This window comes from Tumebacillus lacus, assembly GCF_026410385.1.
Taxonomy (GTDB): domain Bacteria; phylum Bacillota; class Bacilli; order Tumebacillales; family Tumebacillaceae; genus Tumebacillus; species Tumebacillus lacus.
The window spans coordinates 266,727-278,802 of the sequence record NZ_JAPMLT010000002.1 but is presented as its reverse complement, the minus strand read 5'-3'; the positions used below and the strand labels follow the sequence as shown (position 1 = coordinate 278,802).

General features: G+C 55.2%; 12 protein-coding genes. 9 read left to right on the top strand and 3 right to left on the bottom strand.

Annotation, left to right across the window (positions count from 1 at the left end):
- Window positions 1-61: 61 nt before the first annotated feature.
- The 6 genes from OS242_RS05680 to OS242_RS05655 all read left to right on the top strand — a co-directional run bounded on the left by OS242_RS05680 (window position 62) and on the right by OS242_RS05655 (window position 7,012).
- Window positions 62-1,504, top strand: a complete 1,443-nt coding sequence (locus OS242_RS05680; RefSeq protein ID WP_267150686.1) for a DHA2 family efflux MFS transporter permease subunit — start codon at window positions 62-64, stop codon at window positions 1,502-1,504.
- A 203-nt stretch (window positions 1,505-1,707) separates the two neighbouring features.
- The gene (locus tag OS242_RS05675) at window positions 1,708-2,925 is read left to right on the top strand and encodes a cytochrome P450 (RefSeq protein ID WP_267150685.1); all 1,218 of its coding nucleotides are present in this window, start codon (window positions 1,708-1,710) and stop codon (window positions 2,923-2,925) included.
- A 1,057-nt stretch (window positions 2,926-3,982) separates the two neighbouring features.
- Entirely contained in the window at window positions 3,983-4,249 is a 267-nt protein-coding gene (locus OS242_RS05670) for a hypothetical protein (RefSeq protein WP_267150684.1), read from the top strand.
- 294 nt (window positions 4,250-4,543) lie between these two features.
- Complete coding sequence (locus tag OS242_RS05665; protein WP_267150683.1) at window positions 4,544-5,443, top strand: 3-hydroxyacyl-CoA dehydrogenase; 900 nt, start codon at window positions 4,544-4,546, stop codon at window positions 5,441-5,443.
- Between the two features lie 82 nt (window positions 5,444-5,525).
- Window positions 5,526-6,218, top strand: coding sequence for a YjjG family noncanonical pyrimidine nucleotidase (locus OS242_RS05660; RefSeq protein WP_267150682.1), 693 nt, complete (start codon window positions 5,526-5,528; stop codon window positions 6,216-6,218).
- Between the two features lie 5 nt (window positions 6,219-6,223).
- Entirely contained in the window at window positions 6,224-7,012 is a 789-nt protein-coding gene (locus tag OS242_RS05655) for an HpcH/HpaI aldolase family protein (RefSeq protein WP_267150681.1), read from the top strand.
- Window positions 7,013-7,090: 78 nt separating this feature from the next.
- Here the strand turns inward: OS242_RS05655 and OS242_RS05650 are convergent, their stop codons facing one another.
- Window positions 7,091-8,401 (bottom strand): cytochrome P450, encoded by a 1,311-nt coding sequence (locus OS242_RS05650; RefSeq protein ID WP_267150680.1) that lies wholly within the window; start codon window positions 8,399-8,401, stop codon window positions 7,091-7,093.
- Between the two features lie 183 nt (window positions 8,402-8,584).
- Here OS242_RS05650 and OS242_RS05645 point away from each other — a divergent pair, with 183 nt between their 5' ends.
- Entirely contained in the window at window positions 8,585-9,157 is a 573-nt protein-coding gene (locus OS242_RS05645; protein ID WP_267150679.1) for a TetR/AcrR family transcriptional regulator, read from the top strand.
- A gap of 46 nt (window positions 9,158-9,203) precedes the next feature.
- Here OS242_RS05645 and OS242_RS05640 read toward each other — a convergent pair whose 3' ends face one another.
- On the bottom strand, window positions 9,204-9,629 hold the full coding sequence (locus OS242_RS05640) for a VOC family protein (RefSeq protein WP_267150678.1): 426 nt from the start codon (window positions 9,627-9,629) through the stop codon (window positions 9,204-9,206).
- A gap of 145 nt (window positions 9,630-9,774) precedes the next feature.
- Between OS242_RS05640 and OS242_RS05635 the strand changes: the two genes are divergently transcribed.
- Window positions 9,775-10,374, top strand: coding sequence for a class I SAM-dependent methyltransferase (locus OS242_RS05635; RefSeq protein WP_267150677.1), 600 nt, complete (start codon window positions 9,775-9,777; stop codon window positions 10,372-10,374).
- Window positions 10,375-10,449: 75 nt separating this feature from the next.
- Here OS242_RS05635 and OS242_RS05630 read toward each other — a convergent pair whose 3' ends face one another.
- Window positions 10,450-10,773 (bottom strand): antibiotic biosynthesis monooxygenase family protein, encoded by a 324-nt coding sequence (locus OS242_RS05630; RefSeq protein WP_267150676.1) that lies wholly within the window; start codon window positions 10,771-10,773, stop codon window positions 10,450-10,452.
- 147 nt (window positions 10,774-10,920) lie between these two features.
- Here OS242_RS05630 and OS242_RS05625 point away from each other — a divergent pair, with 147 nt between their 5' ends.
- Window positions 10,921-11,997: a ferritin-like domain-containing protein gene (locus OS242_RS05625; RefSeq protein ID WP_267150675.1), complete on the top strand. Its 1,077-nt coding sequence runs from the start codon at window positions 10,921-10,923 to the stop codon at window positions 11,995-11,997.
- Window positions 11,998-12,076 lie beyond the last annotated feature (79 nt).

The following is a 12,076-nucleotide window of genomic DNA, read 5'->3' as shown; positions in this document are numbered from 1 at the left end:
GTGATATAATGTCAATTGACTCGACGTGTCCGGTACCACTAGTTCAATTGAAGGAGTCCTTATGGAGACCCAAAAACAATACAACACACGCGCCATCTTGGCGTCGCTGCTGATCTGCGGGTTTGTCGGCTTTTTCAGCGAGACCGCGCTCAATATCGCGATCATCAATTTAATGGAAGTGTTCCAGATCTCGGCCGCGACCGCACAGTGGTTGACGACGGGGTTTCTGCTGACGCTTGGCATCATCATGCCGATGAGCGGGTTGCTGTTGCAGAGCTTTACGACGCGGCAGTTGTTCACCGGTTCGCTCGTCAGTTTGATCGCAGGGACCTTGATCGCCGCACTCGCCGTGAATTTTGAAATGTTGATGGTCGCCCGCGTGCTGCAGGCGCTCGGGATGGGCTTGTTGCTGCCGTTGATGTTCAATACGATCTTGGTCATCTATCCGCCGGACCAGCGGGGAGAGGCGATGGGGTTCGTCGGCCTCGTCATCATGTTCGCACCGGCGACCGGCCCGACGGTGGCGGGGATCTTGATCGAGTATTTGTCCTGGCATTACATCTTCTGGCTCTCGCTGCCGTTTTTGGTCATCGGGTGGCTGGTGGGACTGAAGTATTTGGAAAATGTCACTGAGGTGACGAAGCCCCGGATCGATCTGCCTTCCGTTTCTTTGTCCACGCTCGGCTTTGGAGGCGTTGTGTTCGGCTTCAGCAAGGCGGGCGAAGGAGCGGAAGACGGGAGCGGCGCAGTGGTGATCGCGTCGATCATCGTCGGGCTGGTCGCGCTCGTCCTGTTCACATGGCGGCAGATCTCGATGCGTGAACCGATGATGAATCTCACCGTCTTCAAATACCCGATGTACATCGTCGGTCTGCTGATGGTGCTCGCGTGTATGTTGATCATGATGCCGAGTATGATCATCCTGCCGATGTTCCTGCAGAACGGCATGCATCTGTCAGCGTTCACAGCCGGGCTGATCCTGTTGCCGGGCAGCGTGTTGAACGGGATCTTGTCTCCGCGCATGGGGCGTTTGTTTGATCGCTACGGGCCGAAGTGGCTCGTGATCCCGGGACTTGTGATCGTGGCGATCATGTTGTGGTTCTTCTCCGGCGCGTCGCCTGCGTCTGCAGTGGCGTTGCTCGTCGCGTTGCATATTGGACTGATGATCGGGATCGCCATGATCTGGATGCCCGCTCAAACGAACGGCCTCAACCAATTGCCCCCGGAGTTGTACCCGCACGGCACGGCCGTCATGAACACCCTCCAGCAAGTCGCAGGTGCAATCGGCACAGCGGTCGCGATCACCATTCTGACGGGCGGCATGGAGTCGTACTTGCACGGCTCCGCTACACCGACCGCTCCGTCAGAACTGGCCAACGCAATGACGGCCGGATCGCAGCACGTGTTCTTGTTCGCGATGGGCGTGACACTGATCGGCTTGGTGATAGCGTTCTTTATCCGCCGTGTCCCAGTTGACCAAACTGCGATGCATGCGCCTCATTGATGGTCACTTAGAAGACGCCCTTGCCTGATCGGCAGGGCGTCTTTGCTCATTTATTCGCAATCATGACGGCGCAATGGCGTCGTGTAAAGAAATTAAATGAGGTGTATCTGGTAGTAAGGTGCCGCATATTATAAAATTAATAATCTAGAAGGATGATGAACAATGTTGCTCGTCCTATCAAAGCAAACTGGAGGCGAACCAAGATGGAACAACAGCGCCAAGTGCGTTCCGGCATCATGACGCCCGTCAAAGGTCTGATGACACGCGAAGAACGGCTCCACCCTTTTTCCTTTTTCAAGACCATGCGCGAGACGTCCCCTGTGCGCTATGACAGCGACCGCGACACGTGGGATGTCTTTCGCTATGAAGACGTGTACCGCGTGCTGTCCGATCACACGACGTTCTCTTCAAACCGCAACGCCATCCAGAATCGCGAGGACAGTGCCAGTCTGATCGGCATGGACCCGCCGCAACACACCAAGTTCCGCAACATCGTAAACCGCGCCTTTACCCCCAAGCGAGTGGCCGATCTGGCCCCGCGCATTGAGGAGATCACCCATGAGCTGCTCGACGAGGCGGCAGGCAAAGGGGCCATCGACCTGATCGAAGCGTTTGCCGGTCCGCTGCCGGTCATCGTCATCGCGGAGATCCTCGGCATTCCGCGAGAAGACCGCCATCTGTTCAAAGAGTGGTCTGACAAACTGGTCGAGTCGCCCGACGTGCAACAGGCAGACGCGTATCAAGCCAGCATGATGGAAAAGGCCCGCGTCGCGCAAGAACTCGGCGCCTACTTTAAAAAGCAACTCGATGCACGCCGCGTCAACCCTGGCGACGACCTGCTGACCGTCCTGCTCGATGCGGAAGTGGAAGGCGAGCGATTGAATGAAGGGCAACTGCTCTCCTTCTGCCTCCTCCTGCTGGTAGCGGGCAACGAAACGACCACCAACCTGATCACCAACGCCGTCCGCGCCTTTACGGAGCAGCCGGAGTTGCAGACCCAACTGCGTAAAAACCCGGACCTGATCCCCGGCGCGGTGGAAGAAGCGCTGCGTTACTATTCGCCCGTGGCTGCAATCCCGAGCCGGTTTGCCACGACAGACGTGGAACTCGGCGGGCAGATGATCAAAAAAGGCGATCAGGTCGTCGCCTGGGTCGCCTCCGCGAACCGCGACGAAGACAAGTTCCCCGATGCGGACCGATTCATCGTCAACCGCAACCCGAACGCCCATCTGGCATTCGGCTGGGGCATCCACTTCTGCCTCGGCGCACCACTGGCCCGTCTGGAAGGCCAGATCGCGTTGCAAGCGATCATCGAACGCCTGCCGAACATCAAACTCCAAGCGGATACCGAATTGCAACCGGTCACCTCGACATTGGTCTACGCGGTGAAAGCACTGCCGATCACGTTTGATACGATGTAAGGGGAGAGGATAAACCCTGGCTGAGGCTAGGGTTTTCTTCTGTCCATCCATTAGGTACATGAGTTAAACTAGAAAGGGAGATCATAAAAACAGCAAGAACAGATTTCGAGGATCAAAGGGGTTTTTGAGCAAAAAACCAATCCTCGAAAAATGACCCCATCCCCGCCAGACCCGATGAGCATGGGACTGAAAGTGGTCATATGGTCGATGCGCATTTTTTGCGGAGTTTCTACGCATCGTCTGCGTGTTTCAACGAAGCAACAGTGCTACTAGGATCGTGTGAGGTGCTTGAGGGGAAGGCCCCAAGAGAGCGCCGGACGACGGATAAAGACCGCTGCGAGACTGAACATGTACAGTCTCGCAGCGGTCTTTATCGTTGGTGGACCTTCCCTTTTTGGGGACGCTCGGTGGCGCCGGCGGCCTCTTTGTTTTTCAGCAGAAAAATCCCGATACTCGCGCCACGAGTACCGTGTTCGCCGAGGAACGAAGACCTAAAAGGCCTTCTAAGTGTGGCCGGATAAAGTGCCCCGTAACACCTTATCCGGCTGGCTAGAACCATCGAACAACCGCCATTGAAGGCAATCCTGCAATTTTGTGGATTCTTGTCGAAAGTTGTCGAGTGATCCTGATTACATAGTATTACTAAAGGTGTAATGACAGCAAGAGGCAATTTTCCGACAAATAATCAAGAGAGGATACTTGCTGGCATATAAAAAAACCCGATACCTGCGCCACAAGTACCGGGTTTTACCGAAGGACGAAGACCTAAACGATCTTCGTTTATGAAGTCGGATAGAGTAACCGCACTCTACCCGACAAGCTCGAACCAATCGAAACTACCGCAGCACCAGCGGTATCACCGTTTGTCGGTTTGTGTCGAATGATGTCGTAATTCATAGTACAACGCAGTCGTTACTATGTCAATCAGCAGCCAAAAAGTCTTATTTTTGTGTAGATATTGTAAATTTCCGACTGAGTAGTTCAAACAATGCGCGGACGTAGCTCAGTGGTAGAGCGTCGGCTTTTCAAGCCGGTGGCGCTGGTACGAGTACTGAGCATGGAAAATTTACGGATAAAAGCCGTTGATGGAATTCTGGTTGGAGTCTTCAAATATAGTGAGATGGATGAGAATACAGCTATAAAATATAGTGTTCAAAAGGATGGGGGCTTCCTCATGTTAGGCTCCCCGAAGATTTATGAAGAGTTGTTCGGAAAATTTTTGGTCAATCCGCTGTTGCTAAACCACTTAAAGGCGAATCAGAAACGGAGAGCGATGAGCGTGCTGAGTTTAATCGAAAAGCCTACGATTTCTACGAAACCCTAGTCCGCGCCTATTTCAACGACCTCGCCAAAGAAATCACCTACCGCACTGGAGCGTCATTTTGGGAAGCATTGGTCACGTTTTCAGCACTATTTCTATGGAAAGCATTCCAGCACGTCCACTCTCGTGAGGAGCTAGACACGGTGGAGCATGGCGGTGAGTTGGACGAGATGGTTCACAAAATCCTCCGGCTCGTCTAATAGCCGCTTCCTCCCGAAGCAAATCTACGCCATCAGGGAAGAGTAAAAGAGATGGACACCTGTCCTTCCAATACTCGGCTTACACAGGAGGTTCCCCGTGAACTACAAAAAGATCACAGTCGCCGGCAGTGGCGTGTTGGGCAGTCAGATTGCGTATCAGACGGCTTTTAAGGGATTTGACGTATCGGTGTATGACATCAACGACGAGGCGTTGGAGCGTGCCAAAGAACGAATCTCGGCATTGAAACCGCGTTATCAAGCGGATCTGGGCGCGACGGAGGAAGAGGTGGACGCAGCGTACCGTCGGCTGTCGTTCTACAGTGACTTGTCCGCAGCCGTTGCGGATGCGGATCTTGTGATCGAAGCGGTGCCGGAGGTTGTGCCGATCAAAACGGATTTTTACCAAGCACTGGGTCAGGCGGCTCCTGAAAAAACGGTGTTTGTCACGAACTCCTCCACGTTGTTGCCGAGTCAATTTGCAGAGGCCACAGGTCGGCCGGAAAAGTTTTTGGCTCTGCACTTCGCCAATACGATTTGGAAAAACAACACCGCCGAAGTGATGAAACATCCGGGCACGGATCAGGGTGTGTTTGACGAGGTCATCGCCTTTGCCAAAGCGATCGGCATGGTGCCGCTGCCGTTGTACAAGGAGCAGCCCGGCTATATCTTGAACTCGTTGCTCGTTCCGTTCTTGGATGCGGCGCAGATGTTGCTCGTGAAGGAGGTCGCAGATGTCGAGTCCATCGACAAGACCTGGATGATCGCAACGGGATCGCCCCAAGGGCCGTTTGCCATCTTGGATGTGGTTGGCATCCGCACGGCGTACAACATCACGCTGGCCAAAGCAAAGGCAACCGGTCGCCCGGAATTTGAAAAACTGGCCGAGTTGCTCAAAACGGAGTATATCGACAAAGGGAAACTGGGCATCGAAACGGGACAAGGATTTTACACGTATCCAGACCCGAGTTTCATGAAACCGGATTTTCTCAAGCCTTGATCGACTTCCCATCAGCTGCTTGTCATGAGAGAATCATGGCAAGCAGCTTTTTTGTGGTGCAGGAGAGGAGGAGGCGAACAGGATGAAAACATACAAGACTTTATTCTTCGACGTAGACGATACGCTGCTCGATTTTGGTGCGGCAGAGAAGGAAGCGTTGCGGATGTTGTTTGAGGAGCAAGGGACGCCGCTCACCGATGAGATCGAAGCGCGATACAGGAACATCAATCAGGGTCTTTGGCGCGCGTTCGAAGAGGGGAAACTGGATCGGGATGAGGTCGTGAACACTCGGTTCTCCCTTTTGTTCAAGGAGTACGGGCAAGAGGTCGACGGCGCTCTGCTGGAGCAGAAGTATCGCAGCTACTTGGAGGAAGGGCACCAACTGGTGGCCGGGGCTTTGGAACTGATCTCGAGTCTGCAGGCGCGGTATGAGTTGTACATCGTGACGAACGGCGTATCCAAGACGCAGGACAAGCGATTGCGAAAGGCGGGTTTGCATCCGTTGTTCAAGGGGATCTTCGTGTCGGAGGACACGGGCTATCAGAAGCCGATGAAGGAATTCTTTGACCATGTCTTTGCACGGGTCCCCGGCCTCGATGTGGAGCAAGCGTTGATCATCGGCGATTCGCTGACGGCGGATATCAAAGGCGGGCAACTGGCGGGGCTGGACACTTGCTGGTACAATCCAGACGGGAAAGCAAACGAGACGGATATTGTGCCAACCTATGAAATCAAAACGCTTGAGGACTTGTATCGAATCGTAAATGTGGAGTGATGCAGATGACGACATTCAAACAACGGCTCCGATCCGAGGAAAAACTGTACGGCACGTGGGTGCGGATCGCGCATCCGGTTATCGTGGAGGTGCTCGGGCGCAGCGGGCTCGACTTCCTGCAGATCGATATGGAGCATGCGGCCATCGGTACAGGGGAGCTGGACAGGCTGCTCTTGGCAGCCAAGGCGACCGGTGTGCCGACGATGGTGCGGGTGCCGGAACTCGGGGAATCGGTGATCGGGCGAGCCCTCGATCTCGGGGCGACGGGGATCGTGGTGCCGCGGATCAACAGTGCGGAGGAGGCGCAACAAGCGGTGCATGCCGCCTTCTTTGCTCCCGTCGGACAACGCGGTCTCGGGGGAGCCTGCCGAGCGAACGACTACGGGGCCGCCAGTTTCCGGCAGTATGCGGCGGAGGCGAACGAACGGACGACTCTCATTTTGCAGATCGAGACGAAAGAAGCGGTGGAACGCATCGACGAGATCCTAGACGCCTCCGCAGCGGCGACCGATCTGTATTACATCGGACCGGCCGATCTGTCGCAGTCGCTCGGTGTGGCCGGGCAGTTTGACGACCCGTTGCTGCAGGAGACGATCCGCTGGGTGGCCAGACGTATCCAAAAGCGAGGGAAAGCGGTCGGCATTCATGTGCCGAACCCCAGCATGATCCCGCTGTTTGCGGAGTGGGGCATTCGCTATTTCACCGGTTCTTTCGACAGCGGACTGCTCGCCGAAGGGGCGAAGGGATGGCTGCATGCCATGAAGCAGCAAAAAGATCGAGAAGGCGGGTACTAAGAGGCGCAGACTGCGAACACCAAAAGAGACTGCAACACCCAGTCAGGGGGCGTTGCAGTCTCTTTCTCACTTTCGCTCTTAGCGCTTGACCACGCGCATGCGCAGGTTTTTCGGGCGCAGGGTGATCAGCGGCTCCGGTTCCAGTTGGTCGGCGTCTTCCAGCACGAGTTTGTATCGCTGGCCGACGGTCGCCAGAACGAGTGCCGCTTCCAGCAGGGCGAAGTTGTTGCCGATGCACACGCGCGGGCCGCCGCCAAACGGGAAGTAGGCGTAGGACGGGATGCGCTTGAGCAGGTCGCCGTCGAATCGCTCCGGGAGGAACGCGTCCGGTCGGTCGTAATACGCCGGGTTGCGGTGCATCGCCCATTGGCTCATCGAAACGTTTTGCCCTTTCGAGAACTGGTAGTTACCGATCTGAACATCCTCGTCCACGGTGCGGCCGACCACCCACGCTGCCGGGTAGAGTCGCATCGACTCTTGGATGATGAGGTGGGTGTACGTGAGCTTGTTGTAGTCTTCATAGGTCGCCGGACGACCGCCGAGGACGGTGTCGAGCTCGTGCCAGAGCTTTTGCTCGACCTCCGGATGCTGGGAGAGCAGGTACCAGGTCCACGCCAGCGTGTTTGCGGTCGTCTCGTGGCCGGCGAGGAAGATCGTCATCACCTGATCCCGGAGCTCTTCATCCGACATGCCGGTGCGCAGGAGGATCGAGAGCAGATCGCGGCTGCCTTCTTGCGGATGCTGGCGACGGTCTTCGATGATCTTGGCGATGACCGTATTCAGGGTGACCACCGCTTGCCTCATGCTCGCTTCATCGGCTGCCGTCAGTTTGTGCGGCTCGCGGACGCGCGCGGAAAATTTGGTCAAGGCGACGTGCATCGACTCGCGGATTTCTTCGATGAACTCTTTGACCGAGGTGCCGAACATCGTGTGCGTGATGATGTCCATGGTGATCTCCATCATGTCATCTGTGGTGTCTCGCACTTCGCCCTCTTGCCAGTGATCCATCGTCTGGAGGGTCATCTCGACCATTTTATCTGTATAGGTGCCGATATGCGCCATGTTAAAATGCGGCTGCATCATGGCGCGTTGTGTTTTGTGTTCCGTTTTTTCACTGGTCAGGACGCCGTTGCCGACCAGCGGGCGGATCTCTTGGAGACCGCGTCCTTTGATGAAATGACCCTGTTTGGTGACGAAGATCTGCCGGATCATCTCCGGGTCGTTGATCACATACGTTTCCATCGCCCCGTTGAACGTGTGCACGACCGGTTCACCAAGGTCGCGCACCGCACTGAAAAAGTCGAGCGCGCTGGCGAGGTTCGCGGCGTTCGGGATCGTCACAATGGGCATCTCTTGGGTCGAGATGACGGTATGTTTGGAAGTATCCATCTTACAAGTCCCCTCTCACATGGTCTTCTGTTACTGACTGACCAGTTGACGTTTATGGTCATTTAGTATTATGAGCCTCTCCTTGAAGGGTGTCAAGCGAGGCGTGTGGAACAGTATGAGAGAAAGGAAAGAGCTCTACACTGGATATAAAGGATCATCTTGCCCCTTGGCTGGAGGAGATACATGGTGGATACGAGGCAAAAAGTGATCGAGGCGGCGATTCAATCGTTCTCGATGTTTGGCTATAAAGGCACGACGATGGACAAAGTGGCAAAGCTTGCCGATGTGGGGAAAGGAACGATCTATCTGTATTTTGCCAGCAAGGATGAGCTGTTCCACCACATCCTGGGAGGCATCGCAGAAGAGATCCGGCATGTGGCGGAAGAAGCGCTGGCCGGGCAGCGTCCGTTTTTTGAAGAGTTGGAGCAGGCGATTCGCCAAGTTCTCCAGTTTCGGTCGAAACACGAACTGCTGGTCAAACTGGCGCTGGAAGCGAAAGCGTTGGGGACGACCAAAGTCTTGGAAGGGCTGGAGGGGATCGACAATGCGGTGATTCGTTTCCTTTCCGGGGAACTCCGGCGCGGTCAAGAACAGGGCGATGTCGCCGAATGCAACCCGGAGGTCGTGGCGTATGTGATGCTGCGGACGTACTTCAGCCTCGTCACCGAATACGCGAATCGGATCGCACCGATCTCAGACGAGGAGATCCAGCGGACGTTCCATCAAGTGTTCGTGCGCGGATTGACTGTTGTGTGAAAAGAAAGAAGCCACTCGCTGTCAGGCGGATGGCTTCTCTTTTTGATTAGCGAGCGTGCTCGGTGTAGATTTGGAACGTCACGCCGTATTTGTCCACCACGACCCCGTAGAGCGGGCTGAAGGACGTTTCCATCATCGGCATGTTCACTTGACCGCCTTGCTCCAGAGCTGCGAACATCTCTTTGGAGCGGGCCGGGTCGTCGCAAGTGATGCAAATGGTCACGTTGTTCCCGGTTTGATACGGCTGTCCCGGGAAGGTATCGGAGAACATGAGGTCCGAGTTGCCGACTTTCAGAGTGGCATGCGAGACGCGGTCTTTCGCTTCTGCCGGCAGGGGGTAATTCGGGTCTTCCGGCATTTCGCCAAACGTGATGACGCCAAGGTTTTCAGCGTTCAATGCTTTTTCGTAAAATGCGATGGCCTCTTTCGCGTTGCCGTCGAAAATCAGGTACGGAATCATGTTGATCGCCATGAATGTACAACTCCTTTGAAATTTTATGTAGAGACTCATATTGATTATATCCAAATCCAATAAATAGTAAAAGGGCGGAGTTATTCTCAGAAAACGGGTGGTATTCCGGGAAGTTGTTTGGGATACTGGATGTGAGGTGAGAGACATGAACATGTGGCACGAGAGATTTCAAAATGAAGCGTATGTGTACGGTACGGATGCCAATGAGTTTGTAAAATCGGTGGCGGATCGGCTCCATGCGAAGGGCAAAACGCTGGCCTTGGCAGAGGGCGAAGGCCGGAACGCGGTGTTTCTGGCCGAGCAAGGGCTGCAGGTGACGACGTGGGACTATGCAGAGTCGGGTCTTGCCAAGACGAATCGATTGGCGACCGAACGCGGGGTAAGTGTCCAGACGGAGCTCGTCGACCTCAACGACGCGCAGTGGACACCGGAGGCATGGGACCAGATCGTGTGTGTGTTTGGCCATTTCGACCAAGACTTGCGCCTGAAAACGTTGCAGGCGGTGAAAGACGCGGTGAAACCGGGCGGGTACTATGTCAGCGAAGTGTACTCGGTGTATCAACCCCCGTACCAAAGCGGCGGTCCGAAGGATCTGCAGCAACTGTATCGGCCGGAGGATTTCCTTCAGGTCTTCCACGACTGGAAGGTCATCCACTTCTTTATGGGCGAAGTCACCCGGCACGAAGGGGCGTTGCACAACGGATTGTCGCACGTGATTCAGATCTTGATTCAGAAACCGGAGTAGGACGATGCTTGGAGGCTATGCGAAGATCAGAAAGACGCGCTCCCTTGGGGATCGCGTCTTTTTGGTTGCCGACAGTTAGAACGAATACTCCCGTTCGACTTTGCAGATGCGCGTGGTGTACGACCCGTACCAGATCTCGCGCCCTTTTTCTTGGGCGATTTGATGGACGCTGTGCTCGCGCCAAGATTTGATCGCGTCGAGCGACTCCCAGTAGGAGACGGTGATGCCTGCCCCGTCGCCTTCGCGTGCGCTTTCCACGCCTAAAAAGCCGGGCTGTTGCGACGCCAGCGCGGCCATCTGCTCCGCCATTTGGCCGTAGCCTTGATCTCCTTCGGTGCGGATCGAGGTGAAGATCACCGCGTAGTAGGGCGGTGCCGGTGTTTTGGCGATTTGGCTCATGGAGAACTCCTCCTTCTTTTACTTGTTCTTATACTAGTAGTGTACCTGAAACAGACAAAAAGAGAAGCGCAGACACGTCGCCTGTGCGTGTGATATGATTTATATTGATAAAATAAATAAAATCAAAAATGGGGGCAGGAACAAAACATGGCGATCACGACGATTGAGCAGTTGAAAGATCATTTGCAGAGTGCGATCGAACTGGAGCACTCCACCATCCCGACGTATCTGACGGCTCTGTTCAGCATCATGCCGAACTCAGTCAATGAAGAAGCGGGTCAGATCGTGTTTAACATCGCGGTGCAAGAAATGCTGCACATGACGCTGGCGGCCAATTTGCTCAACGCTGTCGGGGGCGAACCGCAGATCAACACGAAAGGATTTGTCCCGAACTATCCGGCGTATCTCCCGGACGGGGAGACGGCTTTCGAAGTCAGTTTGATGAGGTTTTCTCCGGAAGCCTTGGAGACGTTTTTGGAGATTGAGATGCCGGCTTCGCAGGAGAAGCAGGCAGAGAGTCGTGTACCCCGCCGTGTGCGTGAAGGGGTGATGCTGTCTGCCGGGGAGACGTATCCGACCATCGGGGATTTCTATCAAGCGATCAAGGAGGGGTTTGTCTATTTGGCCGGTGTCTGCCCGGATACCCTCTTTGTGAAGGACTCCTCCCGCCAAGTCACGCCGGACGTGTATGACCCGCAAGACGGCGGCGAGGTGGTCGTCGTGACCGATCTGGAGACCGCTCTGCAGGCGATTGATGAGATCGTCGAGCAGGGAGAAGGCATCCGCGACTCGATCTGGAACGGCGACGATGTGAATTTCCAACAGCCGGCTCAGGTCGCGCACTACTACCGGTTCCAACAGATCCTGCTCGGCCGCACGTATCAGACGGGCGACCAACCCAACGCCCCGACCGGTTCTGTGATCAGCGTGGACTGGGACCAAGTGTACAACATTCAGACCAACACCAAGATGGCCGACCTGACTCCGGGCACGGTGGCCTATGAGAACCTGCTGCAGTTTAATACGGCGTACAGCAATCTGTTGAACACGCTGCACGACGCATTCAACGGACAGCCGAAGTTGCTCGCCTATCCAGGTCCGGCGGCGACGTATATGAGTGATGTCGCGACCACGGCTGCTGCGCTGGTGCAGACTCCGTATCCTGGCAAGGACGGTGTGTTCGTCGGGCCGAGCTTTGAGTATGTGGAGACGAGCGGGAAATAAGGAAAGAGGAAGAAAGCGAAGACGCGGAAGTGGTTCTGGCGGTCGATGATGATTTCAGAAGTTCAGATCTTGCATCTTG